15 protein-coding genes are annotated in these 14954 nt (G+C 68.6%); 5 read left to right on the top strand and 10 right to left on the bottom strand.

Annotated features, from left to right (window positions below):
• Position 1 precedes the first annotated feature (1 nt).
• From AC1D1G_RS05945 to AC1D1G_RS05910, 8 genes are read right to left on the bottom strand one after another with little or no spacing between them, the layout of a single operon-like run.
• Positions 2-1081: an MSMEG_0565 family glycosyltransferase gene (locus tag AC1D1G_RS05945; protein WP_283333173.1), complete on the bottom strand. Its 1080-nt coding sequence runs from the start codon at positions 1079-1081 to the stop codon at positions 2-4.
• A gap of 1 nt (position 1082) precedes the next feature.
• Positions 1083-1931 carry a carbon-nitrogen hydrolase family protein gene (locus AC1D1G_RS05940; RefSeq protein ID WP_283333172.1) on the bottom strand — a complete coding sequence of 283 codons (849 nt, stop codon included), beginning with the start codon at positions 1929-1931 and terminating at the stop codon, positions 1083-1085.
• A gap of 5 nt (positions 1932-1936) precedes the next feature.
• Positions 1937-3193, bottom strand: coding sequence for an MSMEG_0569 family flavin-dependent oxidoreductase (locus AC1D1G_RS05935; protein WP_477951491.1), 1257 nt, complete (start codon positions 3191-3193; stop codon positions 1937-1939).
• A complete protein-coding gene (locus AC1D1G_RS05930; RefSeq protein WP_283333170.1) occupies positions 3193-3495 on the bottom strand; it encodes an MSMEG_0570 family nitrogen starvation response protein in 303 nt (100 codons plus the stop codon). Before AC1D1G_RS05930 ends, AC1D1G_RS05935 begins: the two co-directional genes overlap by 1 nt.
• Entirely contained in the window at positions 3488-4444 is a 957-nt protein-coding gene (locus AC1D1G_RS05925; RefSeq protein WP_283333169.1) for a carbon-nitrogen hydrolase family protein, read from the bottom strand. The genes AC1D1G_RS05930 and AC1D1G_RS05925 overlap by 8 nt, the downstream gene beginning before the upstream one ends.
• The gene (locus AC1D1G_RS05920; RefSeq protein WP_283333168.1) at positions 4441-5874 is read right to left on the bottom strand and encodes an MSMEG_0567/sll0787 family protein; all 1434 of its coding nucleotides are present in this window, start codon (positions 5872-5874) and stop codon (positions 4441-4443) included. The genes AC1D1G_RS05925 and AC1D1G_RS05920 overlap by 4 nt, the downstream gene beginning before the upstream one ends.
• Before the next feature lies 1 nt (position 5875).
• Complete coding sequence (locus AC1D1G_RS05915) at positions 5876-6934, bottom strand: MSMEG_0568 family radical SAM protein (protein ID WP_477951490.1); 1059 nt, start codon at positions 6932-6934, stop codon at positions 5876-5878.
• A gap of 10 nt (positions 6935-6944) precedes the next feature.
• The gene (locus AC1D1G_RS05910; protein ID WP_009476287.1) at positions 6945-7469 is read right to left on the bottom strand and encodes an MSMEG_0572/Sll0783 family nitrogen starvation response protein; all 525 of its coding nucleotides are present in this window, start codon (positions 7467-7469) and stop codon (positions 6945-6947) included.
• A gap of 417 nt (positions 7470-7886) precedes the next feature.
• Here AC1D1G_RS05910 and AC1D1G_RS05905 point away from each other — a divergent pair, with 417 nt between their 5' ends.
• From AC1D1G_RS05905 to AC1D1G_RS05890, 4 genes are all read left to right on the top strand, one after another.
• Entirely contained in the window at positions 7887-9254 is a 1368-nt protein-coding gene (locus AC1D1G_RS05905; protein WP_283333166.1) for a hemolysin family protein, read from the top strand.
• Positions 9247-10281 (top strand): CNNM domain-containing protein, encoded by a 1035-nt coding sequence (locus AC1D1G_RS05900; protein ID WP_283351014.1) that lies wholly within the window; start codon positions 9247-9249, stop codon positions 10279-10281. Before AC1D1G_RS05905 ends, AC1D1G_RS05900 begins: the two co-directional genes overlap by 8 nt.
• Positions 10278-10808 (top strand): hypothetical protein, encoded by a 531-nt coding sequence (locus AC1D1G_RS05895; RefSeq protein WP_283351015.1) that lies wholly within the window; start codon positions 10278-10280, stop codon positions 10806-10808. Before AC1D1G_RS05900 ends, AC1D1G_RS05895 begins: the two co-directional genes overlap by 4 nt.
• A 215-nt stretch (positions 10809-11023) precedes the next feature.
• On the top strand, positions 11024-12484 hold the full coding sequence (locus tag AC1D1G_RS05890; RefSeq protein WP_283351016.1) for a PepSY-associated TM helix domain-containing protein: 1461 nt from the start codon (positions 11024-11026) through the stop codon (positions 12482-12484).
• A 30-nt stretch (positions 12485-12514) separates the two neighbouring features.
• On the opposite strand, the gene AC1D1G_RS05885 is transcribed toward AC1D1G_RS05890, so the two are convergent.
• Together AC1D1G_RS05885 and AC1D1G_RS05880 are read right to left on the bottom strand one after the other, a co-directional pair.
• Positions 12515-13183 (bottom strand): AIM24 family protein, encoded by a 669-nt coding sequence (locus AC1D1G_RS05885; RefSeq protein ID WP_477951489.1) that lies wholly within the window; start codon positions 13181-13183, stop codon positions 12515-12517.
• A 21-nt stretch (positions 13184-13204) separates the two neighbouring features.
• Positions 13205-13681: an Lrp/AsnC family transcriptional regulator gene (locus tag AC1D1G_RS05880; protein ID WP_280779499.1), complete on the bottom strand. Its 477-nt coding sequence runs from the start codon at positions 13679-13681 to the stop codon at positions 13205-13207.
• Positions 13682-13816: 135 nt separating this feature from the next.
• Between AC1D1G_RS05880 and pdhA the strand changes: the two genes are divergently transcribed.
• Positions 13817-14953, top strand: a complete 1137-nt coding sequence (pdhA, locus tag AC1D1G_RS05875; protein WP_283333161.1) for a pyruvate dehydrogenase (acetyl-transferring) E1 component subunit alpha — start codon at positions 13817-13819, stop codon at positions 14951-14953.
• Position 14954: the final 1 nt, after the last annotated feature.

Genomic DNA, 14954 nt, shown 5'->3' with positions numbered 1-14954 from the left:
GTCAGCGGTGCGCCGCGACCTCCCGGTAGAACTCGAGGTGTTTCTGCGCGACGTTGTCCCATCGATGTGAGCGAGCGAAGGCGCGCCCCTCGTCGAGGGAGGCGCCGTCGGCAGGTTCGGTCAGGGCGCGTGCCATCTCCTCGTGGGTGGACGCGTACCGGACCGTCCCGCGAAAGACCTCCCGGAGGACCGGCAGGTCACGTGCGACGACGGGAACGCCTGCCGCCAGGGCTTCCATCGCGGCCAGCCCGAATCCTTCCTTGGTGGAGAGGAAGGCGAACGAGCGGGCCTGGGCTACCAGCGAGGGGAGTTCGGCGTCGTCGATCGTTCCGAGGATGGTCGGTGTCACACCCAGCTCTGCGGCCCGCCGGTCGAACTCGTCCCGGTACCCCCGGTAGTCGAACAGGGTCTCGCCGCCGGCGAACACCAGCCGCAGGTCCGGTTGCTCCTTCACGAGCAGTGCGTAGGCCTCCACCAGGTCGATGCTGCCCTTGCGCGGTTCGATACCGCCGACCGCCAACACGTAGTCGCCCAATTCACCGGCCCACCTGCGGCGGCGCTCGGCGTCCTCGCGGGCTTCCTCGAATCGGGCGGCGTCCACGCCGTTCGGAATGACGGCGCACTCGAGACCCCACCCGGCGGAGACCTCCGCGGCGACGGCGGCGGACACGCAGATCCGCGCGTACGGATCCACGATCGCGCGCTCGTGGCAGGCGGCGAGCGCGGGCGTCGTGAACTGGTCGAGATGGTGGATGGTTCGCACGCACCGTCCGACGGCGTTGGCACTGATGCAGTCCTGCGCGTGGACGATGTCGTAGGCCTCCGGTGTGAAGGCGGCGCGCATCGTCTCGATGGATCGGAGGATCCGGTCACCGACGGTCTCGTCGTCGACGTGTGCGAACGGCACCACCCGCACGGCGACAGTCGGGTCGACCGGACGGAAGAAGGCGGCGTCGCCGTGCCTGCCCAGGGTCCAGACCGTCACGTTCGCGCCCTGCCGGGCGAGGGCCTCCGCCAACGCCAGCGTGTGCACGACTCCCCCGCGCGGTTTGGTCGAATAGGTCAGCAGCGCGATCCGCACGTCAGTGTTCTCCTCGGTCCAGCAGTCTCCGGTAGGTGTCGATGCGGCGTTCCTCCAGGTGCCGAAGCACCTTCCTGGCCCGATTCACCTCGTAGTCGACGTCGAGTTCGGCGACGGCGAGGCCACCCTTCGTTCCCGTTCGCGCGAGCACGTCGCCGCCCGGACCCACCACCTTGGCCTGACCTAGGAATCGCAGTCCACCCTGGATTCCGGTCTGGTTGGACGACACGAGGACCACCTGGTTCTCGGCGGCCCGGGCCGAGTCGTAGAGATCGAACAGGCGTGATTGCCGGTCCTGGGTCATGCGCGCCGCCCGGTCCGTGATGCTGGCCGGCCACGCGGACAACGCGGCGATGATCCGTGCGCCGTCGAGCGCGAGGGTGCGGGCGGATTCCGGGAACGTCTTGTCGTAGTCGATCAGCATCCCGATCCGTCCCACCGGTGTGTCGAAGGCGGTGAAGGAGTCACCCGCGGCGTACGCCAGGGATTCCCCGGCCGGCTGATGAACCTTGCGGTGATTGCCCAGCACTCCGTCGCCGGTCACGCAGGCGGCGGCGTTGTAGCGCACCCCGTCGCACAGTTCCGTGTACCCGATGCAGACCGTCATGCGGCCCGCCATCTTCGCGACGGCCCTCAGCTCCGGGCTGTCCGCGGCGAGCGCGGGCGGGAGTTCCTCCGTGTCCGGCCGCCGGAGATCCGAGATGTAGCCGCCGAGGCAGGCGTCGGGCAGGACCAGCAGGTCCACGCCGTCGTTCGTCGCACTCTCGATCAGCGCCTGCAACTTCAGGAGCGCGCGATCGATGTCGCGGCCGAAGTGCCCCGCCAACGCTGCCAACCGTGTCGTCACCATAGGCGTCAGGCTAGTGTCGCCGTCGCCGGCAACACACCCGCTTCGAGTTCGATGCGGTCCGCCAGATACTCCGCGTCCCGCGCCACTCCCGCGAACCGTCCCGAACCCCACGTGTGCTGCCACGGAAGGCCGAGGAAGTACAGCCCGGGCACTGCGGTGACGCCGCGGTTGTGGGTGGGATGGCCCGCACCGTCGAAGACGCCCGCGTGGAGCCACCGGTAGTCGGTCCGGAAACCGATGGACCACACCACCGACGTGATGCCCGACGTCGGCAGTTCCAATTCGGTGACCTCACGTTCGGGACGCCAGACCGGCACGTACCGTTCCTCGCGCGGCGCATCGATGCCCGCGCGGTCGATGTAGGCGTCGATGGAATCCTTGATGCTCTCGCTCACGGCGTCGGCGGCATCCAGCGACGACTCCAGAGTGGGCGCGAACCGCAGGGCGCCGTCCGCGACGTCGAGCAGCCGCCCGTACAGACGCATTCCCGCGAGCGCGAAGGCACGGAGGTCGATGTCGCGGCCACCGTCCCGGCCGGTGACGTAGTGGTTGGTGTTCTCCCGCTTGCCCAGACCGCCCGGGTGATCGGCGATCGAGACGTCGTAGGTGCCCATGTCGTGCAGCCAGGCCACGCAGTCCCGGCCGCGGTAGAACCGCGCGACCCGCGGCGCCCCACCGGTGACGAGGTGGACGGTGCGACCCGCCAGGTGAAGATCCTCCGCGATCTGGGCGCCGGACTGGCCGTTGCCCACCACGAGAACCTCGCCCGCGGGCAGCGCGCCGGCGCTCCGGTACTGCGACGAGTGCAATTGCGTGATGTCGGCGGGAAGCCGTTCGGCGAACCGGGGAACGACCGGAGTGTGGTACCCGCCGACCGCGACCACGACGTGGTCGGCGTGCATCGGGCCTTCCGTCGTGTCCACGTCGAACCCTCCGGAACCCGACTGCCGCACCGCCACCACCGCGACCCCTTCGCGCACAGGCGGATCGAAGGTGTCGGCGTACCCGCGCACGAACTGGTAGGTCTGCTCGCGGTTCATGAACCCGTCGGGATCGCCGCCCGAGTAGGTGTATCCCGGAAGGGTGCACTGCCAGTTCGGAGTGACGAGAGTGAAGCTGTCCCAGCGACTGTCGCGCCACTCGTGTGCGATCGACTCTCGTTCGAGCACCACGTGGTCGATTCCACGCTGCACCAGATGCCAGCTGATCGACAGGCCCGCCTGGCCGCCGCCGATCACGACGACTGTGTGTTGTTCGGTCATCACGACTCTCCGGGGAGTGAAGCCGGGTTCATCTCGAGGACCCGGACGAGGGATTGGGGGTCGAGGGTGCGGCCGGCGCGTTCGAGTTCCTGCATCTGCTCGGACGCGGACGTGCAGTACATCCCGAACTTGGCACGGACTCGCTCACTGGCCTCGGTGAGCGCCGTCGTGGTGCGTGTGAGGAATTCGGCGACCGTGTAGTCCTCACCGGCCACCAGGTGGTCGTGCATGACCAGCGACGGCGAGTAGCAGGACTGGGTGCGTCCGTTCGGCCACCGCACCGTGAACGTCATCTCAGGCATCGACGGGCTCCAGTTCGGCTGTCGTGGTGCGGAGGAACGACGGTCGCGCCGACGCGTCGAGCCGCGTGCCGCTCACCCGGTTCTCCGCGACGACGTCGTCGTACAGTTCCGGCCGGCGGTCCCGGAGGTTGTACATCCCGCCGCTGCGAATCGCGTCCAGTTCGGCTTGCACATCCAGCGTGGCCGAGGCGAGGCCGGGTTCCACGCCCGTGGTGGCGAGGATTTCGCCGCCCGGGCCGACGATCTTCGCGCTGCACACGAACCGGAGCGATCCGAACGTTCCCGCCTGATTCGACGCCACCCAGACCACCTGGTTCTCCGTGGCCCGCGCGCGGTCGTAGATGTCGAATCTCTGCTTCCACCGGTCGTCTTCGGGATTCTCGACGCGGTTGGTGCGGGCGGTGGGCCACGCCGACAGCGACGTGATGATCTCCGCGCCGTCGAGGGCGAGCGTCCTCGCGGCCTCGGGAAAGGCCTTGTCGTAACAGATCTGCATGCCCATCCGTCCGACCGGTGTGTCGAACGCTTCGTACTTGTCGCCGGCGCGGTAGCAGAGGTTCTCCCCCAGCGGCTGGTGCACCTTGCGGTACGAGCCGAGTATCCCGTCGCCGTGCAGCGTCACCGCGGCGTTGTACCGGTCGGCGCCGTCGGCTTCGCAGAATCCGAGGGTGATCACCAGGTCGCCGGCCATGTCGACGACCCGCCGGACCTCGGGCCCGTCCAATTCCAGTGCGGGCGGGAGGCTGCGGAGCCGCCGCTGCCGCTGCTCCTCGGTTTCGTCGCCTCCGCCCAGGCTGGGCAGGTAACCGCCCAGGCAGGCCTCCGGAAGCACGAGTAGCGAACTCCCAGCCGCCCGCGCCTGCTCGATCAGTTCCCCGATCGTGCGATACGCCTGTTCCATGTCGCGGCCGAACTCGGCTGCCGCAACGGAGATTCCGATGTCAGTCATGCTCTTCCCAATCCTGTGACCGTGGAGTGCACCACGCGTGTCGTTACGCCGTCGGGCCAGCGAAGGCTGACCCCCGGCTCAAATGTCAATTCCCCGCAAACGGCCGAGGTGGCCGGCCCGGCGGGCGCCACCGCGCTACCCCGCCGATCGGCGGTGATCATCGCGAACCCGGGGAAGCACGTCATCCAGTCACCCGCCGTCGCAGCGGGTGGCCGGGGGACCGATGCGACGTCGAGGACGGCGCCGAGTCCGCTCGCCTCGGCGAGCATCCCGGTAGTGCCCGCGATCCCCGCCATGCTGATGTCCTTCGCCGCGGCGGGGCGGGTGCGGGCGACGAACGAGGCCATGTCCCGCAGTTCGTCCGAGCTGCGGTGGGACGTCGAATCCCACTGCTGTCCGGTGTATCCCGGCCTCCACTGCCCGTCCAGGTCTGCTGTCAGCGTGAGCTCGTCGCCCACCCGGCCACCACCCGCGGGCACCGGATCCGCGGTGCGCCCGAGCGCCGTCACCGACAGCGCCGCGGGAACGCCGAGCTGAGTGTGGCCCCCCAGTACCGGTACGTCCCACGCTTCCGCAGCCCGGCTGAGCCCACGGATCACCTTCGTCAGGATCGACGTGTTCGGTGCGCCGACGGTGTCGAGCATCCCGACCGGGACGGCACCCATCGCCGACAGGTCGTTGAGGTTGACGAGGGCGGCGCACCATCCGGCCCACTCGGGATCGCGCTGAACCATGGCAGGCAGGATGGCGTCACACGCCGCGATCAGGTCGCTGCCCGGAACCGGTGCGCCGTCGTCGCCGCGGAACCCGCTGCCGCCGAGCGCATCACCGTGCGTGCCGAAGGGTGCCAGGGTGTGGGCCAGACAGGACTTCGTGCTCTGGACCAGACGCTCGACGCGATCGATCGGCCACGTCATGTGCACGTGCGGCGCGCCCGCCACCGTGACGTCACCCATCCGCGTCCAGCCCAGGTGGGCGAACATCGTTTCGTTCCGGCTCTGCACGGTGGCGTCGAACCGCAACACGCCGCGTGATTCGGCGTGGGCGCAGGCGGCGCGCACGAGCGCCTTTCCGATTCCTCTGCTGTTCCGGACGTTTCGACCCACCACGAGTCGGCTTCCCGCCCACCACCCGAGGTCGGTGCCGTCCGTCATCGGTGCGAGGCGAACACCGCCGAGCACCTCGCCCGTGGTGCTGATCGCCACGAGCACCACGGTGCGGGGATCGTCGTCGACATCGTCCCGGTCGCTGGCGGTGAACAGCCCCTGTTCCACGACGAACGTCTCACGCCGCAGTCGCCGGTACGCCTCGGTCATGACCCGACCGGTGGCGGGTTGCACGAGTAAGCTCTGCTGCGACTCCTGAATCGACGGCCCGGTGAGGACGGCGAAGTCGGAAGGAGTGCTCTCGGCGGTCGGTAGGTCCCACATGTCAGCCTCCGGCGTTCTGAAGGACGCTGCAGGCCCCACATGCCGCGCAGCCCGCTTTCTGGTCGGCGCCGCGCATGCCGCCCGCCTGCAGTTCCTTCGCCACCCGCGAGGTGACGTCGGCGAGCAGGGCAGGCGACGGCGCCTGCGCCCCGTCCTCGACCGCCAGCGTGCCGGCGAGCGGCCGGAACGGGACGACGAACGGGTAGACGCCCATGTCGATCAATTCGGCTGCGCCCGCGACCAATTCGTCGGGGTCTTCACCCAATCCGACCAGCAGATAGGTCGACACCTGATTCCGTCCGAAGACCCGTACCGCCTCCCGCCACGCCGCCCGGTACTCGTCCAGCGGCACCGTCGCCTTGCCCGGCATCCAGCGCCGCCGAACCTCCTCGTCCAGGGACTCCACGTGGATGCCGATGGAATCGGCCCCCGCGTTCCGGAGATCCGTGATGGTCCCGAGATCGCCGGGCGGTTCGCACTGCACCTGGATGGCGAGATCCGGGGCCGCCGCCTTGACGGCCGCGACGCATCGCGCCAGGTGACGGGCCCCGCGATCCTTGGCCGCGGACGTGCCGGTGGTCATGATCATCTGTGTGACGCCGTCGAGACGGACGGCGGCTTCGGCGACCTCGGCGAGTTGTTCGGGCTTCTTCACCGCGATGGTCGAGCCGGACTGCAGTGATGCCTCGATCGAGCAGAACCGGCACCGCTGCTGCGGGTCGTACCGAATGCAGGTCTGGACCACGGTGGTGGCGAGGACGTTCGTCCCGTGCAGCCGGGCGATCTTCTCGTAGGAGATGCCGTCGGCAGTGTCCAGGTCGTAGAACCGGGGCCGGCGCACCGGCTCGATCTCCACCCCCATGTCGGTGCCGTTCATCAGCAGGCGGTTTCCGCTGACTTCGTACGGGCTGTCGGACCGGATGGGGATGGCGCCGCCGATCCCGCCGATCAGTACGTGACCGTCATCGCTGGGGCCGGCGCCGGAGGTTCGGGTGACCGGGACGTTCAGTGACCGAATCCCACGTACTGCTACGTCAACTCGTGTCGAGAGATCGCTCATCGTTCACACCTCAGACCATGTAGGTGGAGTTGATGATGGCGCCCTTGCGGGAGTAGTGAATGATGGCGTCCTGCACATCGAGGGGATGTGCGGGCACGACGCCCTCGATCAGGTCCTCTTCCCTGCCGCCGTGCAGCGCGAGACCGAAGCGGCACGCGAAGACGGTTCCACCTTCGGAGATGAACGTCGCGAGCGCGTCGTTGATGTTCTGCTCGCCGGGGAACCCGTTGTCGCCGGTGGTCGGAAAGCCACGTGTCGCAAGGCAGTTGAGCGCTCCGGGACCGTAGAAGTAGATCGCGGACTCGAAACCCTTGCGCAGTGCGCGGGTTGCCTGCAGGACGGCGACGAAGCTGACGGAGGATTCGTGCGCGATGCCGTGCACCAGCGTGAAGTAGGACTCGCCGTCCTCGGCCTTGTAGTCCGGGAAGATTTTCGTCGACCCGTAGATGTTGCTGCCCTTGGGCAGTGCCGGGTGGGGAATCTCGCCGAGCGACTTCTGGATGTTCGCGGCGATGGTGTTCTCGATGTCGGTCACAGGGGACTCCTGGTCGGTCGTGGGGCGGAGGCGCCCGAAGGGCCTGAACGCGCTGATGAGATGCTGTGGGTGACGGCCCGGGCGTAGACTTCGATGTCTGTTCGCTCTGCGTGGGGAGAGTGCGTTGCGCACTCCGTCGACCTGAAACAAGTACACGGTTCGGCGATTTCCGAATGGTCACGCGCGGAACAAGCTCAGGTTTCGTAACCCTCACCGCGGCCCGAATCCGGAAATCCGGTCGTAACACCAACCGGGTGACTCTGCGCACCCGCCGGTCGCAAAGGTAAAGAGTCCTTTACTATGGGTGTTTCATATCCCGAATACAGAGAGAGCCATGACCAGCGCTTCGCGCCCCCGAAGACCCAGCCCGCCCCAGAGTGATCACCGCAGTCCCGGATACAGGGCGCGGGTGAACGCATGGTGACCGTCCTGAGCATCGGCTTCGGCGTCGTCGTCGTATTACTGATCACCGCCCTGACCGGCTACTTCGTCGCCCAGGAATTCGCGTACATGTCGGTCGACCGCTCGCGGCTCAAAGCCCGGGCCGAGGCGGGAGACTCGGGCGCCGCCCGCGCCCTCGGCGTCACTCGCCGCACCTCGTTCATGCTCTCCGGCGCCCAGCTGGGCATCACCGTCACCGGCCTGCTCGTCGGTTACGTCGCCGAACCCCTGATCGGACGCGGCCTCGGTGAGCTCCTCGGCGGCGTCGGCATCCCGACCGCGGTCGGGATCGGTGTCGGCGCCGTCCTCGCCGTCCTGTTCTCCACCTTCGTCCAGATGCTCTTCGGGGAGCTCTTCCCGAAGAACCTGGCGATCGCCCGGCCGGAACCGGTGGCGCGTTGGCTCGCGCTGTCGACGACGATCTACCTGAAACTGTTCGGCTGGTTGATCTGGCTGTTCGACCAGTCGTCGAACCTGCTGCTGCGCGCGCTGCGGATCGAGCCGGTCCACGACGTCGAACACTCGGCCACGGTGCGGGACCTCGAACACATCGTCGCCGAATCCCGCGACGCCGGTGAGCTGCCGCGGGAACTCTCGACCCTGCTCGACCGGATCCTCGACTTTCCCACCCGCACCGCCGGGCACGCGATGATTCCCCGCGCCCACGTCGACACCGTCCGGGCCCACGATTCCCTGAGCAGTGTTCGCGAGAAGATGGGCGCGGGCCACACCCGATACCCCGTGGTCGGGAGTTCGTCCGACGATCTGCGCGGCGTCATCCACCTCCACGACCTGCTCGGCGAGCAGGCCGACGGTCCGGCCGCGTCCCGGGCCCGTCCGGCCGTCGTCGTGCCGTCGTCGCTGCCTCTGCCAGACGTGCTGGAACAGCTGACGGCGGCCCGGGACGAAATGGCCCTCGTCGTCGACGAGTACGGCGGATTCGCCGGCGTCATCACGATCGAGGACCTCGCGGAGGAACTCGTCGGTGAGATCGCCGACGAGCACGATCCCGACGGTGACGCGTCCGTGACGGGCTCGGAGTCCGAAGGCTGGACGATGCCCGGCGATCTGCACATCGACGAGGTGGAGCGCATCCTCGGACACGACCTGCCGCCCGGTGACTTCGAGACGCTCGCGGGTGCCGTCATCACCGAGTTCGGCGGTCTCCCCGTCGTCGGTGACGTCGTCGCGATCCGATTGAATCCGGATCCGGCCGACCTGATCAATGACGCCGACCCGCCCGTCCGCAGCCTCGACGCCGAGGTGCGGGCAGTCGACAAGCACGTCCCGTCCTCGCTGTTCGTGAGGCTCCGCGTCCTGGAGAGTGACTCGACCGATGAGTAATCCATGGGTCATCGCGCTCGTCACCGTCGGGTTGATCGCGGCCAGCGCGTTCTTCGTGGCGATCGAATTCGCGTTGATCGCCGCCCGCCGCCACCGGCTCGAGGACGCCGCCCCCACCAGCAGGGCCGCCCGCGCGGCTCTGCGCAGCGCCTCCGAGTTGTCCGTGCTGCTGGCCGGATCCCAGCTGGGCATCACCGTCTGCACCCTCGCGCTCGGCGCCGTCACGAAGCCGGCCGTGCATCACTGGCTCACCCCGGCCTTCGCAGGTTGGGGTGCCCCGCTGTGGCTGGCGGACGTGCTCGGATTCATCCTCGCTCTGATCATCGTCACGTTCCTGCATCTCGTCGTCGGTGAGATGGCACCGAAGTCGTGGGCGATCGCGCACCCGGAGAAATCGGCGACCCTGCTGGCGATCCCGATGCGCGGGTTCATGTGGGCCACCCGCCCGCTGTTGCTGGTGCTGAACCGGATGGCCAACCGGTGTCTGCGGAAGTTCGGCGTGGAACCGGTCGACCAGGTGGGGGCCGGGCAGGATCCCGACGCGCTGCGGCACCTCGTCGAGCACTCGGCGACCGTCGGCACGCTCGACGAGCGGTACCACGGTCAACTGACCAGCGCCCTGGAACTCCAATCGCTCGCCGTGCGAGACATGGTGCGGCCGAACACCGCCCCCAGCAGCGTCGCCCCGGACGCGTCTGCGGCTGCGATCAGGGCGGTCGCGGATCGAAGCGGCCACCTCCGACTGCTCGTGCGCGATGAGGACGGGATCAAGGGGGTGGTGCACGTTCGTGACAGCCTGCGGACCGGCGACGCAGCCACGGCCGCCGACCTCATGCGCCCGGTGCTGACCCTCGATGCGGACGCCGCCGTGTACGACGCATTGCGCACCATGCGCGAGACTCGCAGCCACCTTGCGATCGTCACCCACAGCGAGCAACTGATCGGTGTCGTCACCCTGACCGACGTCCTCGCGCGTCTGCGCCCCGCGGCCGGGGTGGGCCACGGAAGCGGTACCCTCGCGGGGTGAATTCACGGTTGGATGTGGTCGCGCGGGTGCGCGGCTCCGTCGTGGGTTCACTGTCCGGCGCGGTCAGCATCGCCGCGCACGGCATCGGTGGAGGCGGAATGCCCCCGAGCGATGGCTCGGTGGTGCTGCTCCTCGCGGCGTGCGCCGCGGTCGGGGCGTCGGTCGCCGCTGTCCGGGTGACCACCCGGGAATGGCTGTTCGTGCTGTCGGTGCTCGCTGCGGGCCAGCTGATCGGCCACACCACGCTGGCCTTGGCCGCCGATCATTCCCATGGGCTGGGGCTTTCCACCCCGATGATCGCCGCGCACCTCGCCGCGATCGCGGTGGCCGCTGTACTGGTCCGGTCCGCCGAACGCGCCTGCCTCAGGGCATTGGCGGCGTTGTCACGGATCGTTCTCGCCGTCCTGGCCCCGCTGCAGGTCGATACCGGCACCTGGACCGCGACCCCGGTCTACCGCGCGAAGCTGTCGTTGTGGCTGCTGGTCGCCGCGGGCGCCGGCACCCGCGGACCACCCGCTCTCGTCTAGTCGAATCCTTTCTCACCGCCTCCCGGTGCACACCAGACGTGTGGTCGCCGGTCCGGCGTGTTCTCACACGGCACCAGCAGACTCCCGGCGGGTCCCGGTGCCGGTCCCTTCCTGAGTCGGCGCATCCCTGACCTCGAGTTGCCCAGCGCACCCCGGACGTGCGCGGCCTCGACGGCGCTGGGTGCTCGTCTCACCCGATTCGAAGCGAGATCGTCATGTCCATCCCTGACCTCGAACGCGACACACCGGTCGCGTCCTCCCCGGCGTCGAAGGTCTCCCCGCCGCCACGCAGTTTCCGGCCACTGATCCTGCGCCTGCACTTCTATGCGGGGATCCTGGTAGCCCCGTTCCTGGTGATCGCCGCCGTCAGCGGCGGCCTCTACGCTCTCGCGCCGTCGGTCGAGCAGCTGGTCTACCGCGACTACCTGCACGTCGATTCGACCGGCCCGGACCTGCCGATGTCCGAACAGGTGCGGGCCGCGCAGCAGGTTCGCCCGGACCTCACTGTCGCCGCCGTGCGCCCGGCGACCGAAGCGGGTGACACGACGCAGGTGATGTTCACCGATCCCACCCTGGGCGAGTCCGAGCGCCGCGCGGTCTTCGTCGATCCCGTCACCGCGGAGTCGGTGGGCGAGCTCGTCGTCTACGGCAGCAGCGGGGCGCTGCCGATGCGCACCTGGATCTCGCAGTTGCACCGGCACCTGCACCTGGGCGAGCCCGGCCGCCTCTACAGCGAGCTCGCCGCGTCGTGGCTGTGGGTCATCGCGCTCGGTGGCGTGTACCTGTGGGTGCAGCGCTACCGCACCACCCGCGCCCGCAACGCGGACGCCGCCAGGCTGTGGACGCTCGACCGGTCGAGCCGCGGACGCAACCGCACCCTCAGCTGGCACGGGGTGGTCGGCATCTGGATCGCAGTCGGCCTGGTGTTCCTCTCGGTCACGGGCCTGACCTGGTCGCGGTACGCGGGCGAGAACGTCGGCGAACTCCGCTCCGCACTGAGCTGGACCACCCCCAAGATCGACAAGAAGCTGGACTCGGCGCCCGCTGCCGGCGCTGCCGCATCGGGCGGTCACGACGGGCACGGCGCCGGGCACACCCCCGCGTCGGATCCGGGAACCCTCGACCGCAACGTGGGCGAACTCGACACCGTCCTCGAGGTGGCGCGGCGGGGCGGTGTCACCGGTGCCGTCGAGGCGACCGTTCCCGCCGACGCGGGCACCGCGTTCACCGTCACCCAGACCCGCGAATCGTGGCAGTTCTCGACCGACGCGATCGCGGTCGACGGGGCGACGGGCGCGGTGACGGACGTGTCGCGATTCGGTGACTGGCCGCTCGCGGCGAAGCTGACGTCCTGGGGGATCGCCCTGCACATGGGGTTGCTGTTCGGCCTGCTCAACCAGCTGGTCCTGGCCGTCCTCGCGGTGGCGTTGCTCGCCGTGATCGTCCGCGGCTACCTCCTGTGGTGGCGCCGCAGGCCCACCCGCGGCACCACCCGGGCGGTGGGCAGGCCGCCGGTGCGGGGCACCTGGCGGCGAATCCACCCGGCCGCGGCGGTGGCCGGGGCCGCCTGCGTCGTCCTCGTCGGCTGGTTCGTTCCGCTGCTCGGCGTCAGCCTCCTCGCGTTCCTGCTCGTCGACGTCGCGGTCGGCGCCCTCGCCCGCACCCGGGCAGGGTGAGTGACCGGGGCACCCGTGCAGCCGCGGCGGTTACGGCTTGGGAACCGGGTGCCCCTCCGAGGTCTGGACGACGACGATGCCGCTTCCGGTGAGGCACAGCTGATATGCCTCACCGGAACCGCGGCCGATCGCGGCGCCCATCTTCGCGGTCTTGCGGATCGTCGAGTGCAGGCCGGTCGACCACAGCACCGCACTCTGCATGTCGACGTACGTGGGGGTGTCCACGTTCAGGACGACGGGAGTGCCGTAGATGGTGACGGCGAGGACACCGCGGCCGGTGAACGTGGTGTTGAACAGTCCGCCGCTGAGCATCGACGCCCCCTCGACGCGGTTGATGTCCCAGCTGAGGGAGCTGTCGAACGCGAGGACGTTGGAACCGCTGACGGTCACCGACTCGTCCTCGAGTTCGAGCAGGAAGATCTCGTCGGCGTCGCGGGCGAGGAACACGTCGCCGCTGCCGGAGACCTTCATCAGCGACATGCCCTCACCGGTGAATGCCTTTTTGAAGAACTTCCCGACACCGCCGCTGCCCTGGTAGGCGAAGTCGACGTCGCCCTGGTAGGCGACCATCGATCCCTGCCGGGCAAAGAAGTGACCGCTGGTTCCGGCCAAGTCCACCTTGAGCATTCGGGGATTCTGTAGCACGAAGGTGCCCGGGTCACCACTGCGTTCCGCGTTCTTCATCAGGTCGCTGCGCATGACGGAATCCTATCCGTCCCGTCAACGAACCCATTCCGGTCCGGGCCCGTTGTCTTCTTCGAAGATCAGCCACGTCTTGGTCGACTGCACACCCTCGAGGCTCTGCAACCGTTCGAGGACGACATGACGCAGTGCGCTGTTGTCCGGTGCGCGCACCAGGACGAGAACGTCGAAATCGCCGCCCAACAGCGAGAAGTGCTCGACGAAGGGCAGTGTCCGGAGCTGGGTGGAGATCCCCCGCCACGAGTCCTGCCGAATGGAGAGGGCGATGAACGCGGACGAGCCGAGTCCCGCCTTGGAGTGCGAGATCCGGGTGGTGAAGCCTTCGATGATCCCCGCCTCCTGCAACCGCTCGATTCGGACGTAGGCGTGCGCGCGGGAGATGTGCGCCTTCTCCGCCAGCGCCCGCATCGAGATGCGGCTGTCGGCGACCAGTTCCTTGATGATGCGCCGGTCGATGGCGTCGAGTTCATACGTGTCCGCTGTGCCGCCGGCCATCTGTCCATCCCTACTGTGGTCGCTCACACTCCGGTGAGACATTCTGCCCTCAATGAGCCGATTCTAGACCGTTTGTCTCTGATTCCGCCTTTTCGTTGTCGATAGGTCGTTCAGTTGCGAGCATTGACGAACACAATGCATCTGGAGGTAGACGTGACGCTCGTAGAGCCGCCCCTGGCGACGCCGTATCGGAAGTTCCTTCCCGCCGAGTGCGCGGTGCAGTATCTGGACGCGGCCGGTGAGCTGACCGAAAGCGAGGCCCGGTATCCGAGGCCGAGCGACGATCGTCTGATCGAGATGTACCGGAACATGGTGCTGGGCAGGCGCTTCGATCAGCAGGCGACGGCTCTGACCAAGCAGGGCCGGCTGGCCGTGTACCCGTCGTCGCGTGGTCAGGAGGCCTGCCAGATCGCGGCGGCGATGAGCCTGCAACCCGGCGACTGGATGTTCCCCACGTACCGCGACTCGGTCGCGCTCGCCGCCCGCGGCATCGATCCGGTCGAGATCCTCAGCATGCTCGCCGGCAACTGGCACTGCGGCTACGACCCCGCCGCCCACCGCAGCGCCCCGCAGTGCACCCCGCTGGCCACCCAGCTCCTGCACGCGACGGGTGTGGCCTACGGCGAACACCGCAAGGGAAACGACACGATCGCCCTGGCGTTCTGCGGCGACGGCGCGACCAGTGAGGGCGACTTCCACGAGGCCCTCAACTTCGCCGCCGTGTTCAAGGCGCCGGTCGTGTTTCTGGTGCAGAACAACGGATTCGCGATCAGTGTGCCGCTCGCCCGGCAGAGCGCGGCGCCCACGTTGGCGCACAAGGGGGTCGGCTATGGAATCGGCTCCGAGCAGGTGGACGGCAACGACCCGGTCGCCATGCTCGCCGTGATGGACGAGGCCGCGAACTTCGTCCGCGCCGGCAACGGTCCCGTCATCGTCGAAGCCCACACCTACCGGATCGATGCGCACACCAACGCCGACGACGCCACCCGCTACCGCGACTCGGCCGAGGTGGAACAGTGGCTCGGCCGCGACCCGCTGGCCCGGCTGGAGAAGTACCTGCGCGGGAAGGGCCTGCTCGACAACGCATCGTCTGAGGCCCTCACCGCGGACTCCGAGGCCGCCGCATCCGCGCTGCGTGCCGGCATGAACGTCGACCGGCCCACCGACCCGATGGACCTGTTCCGGTACGTCTTCGCCGAACAGACCCCGCAACTTCGAGAGCAGCAAGCGCAGGCGGAAGCCGAACTGGCCGCCGAGTCCGAGGAGAACTGAC

The organism is Rhodococcus sp. P3_B8 (genome assembly GCF_056402775.1).
The sequence above is the reverse complement of the archived record's forward strand: the minus strand, read 5'-3'. Positions and strand labels throughout refer to the sequence as shown.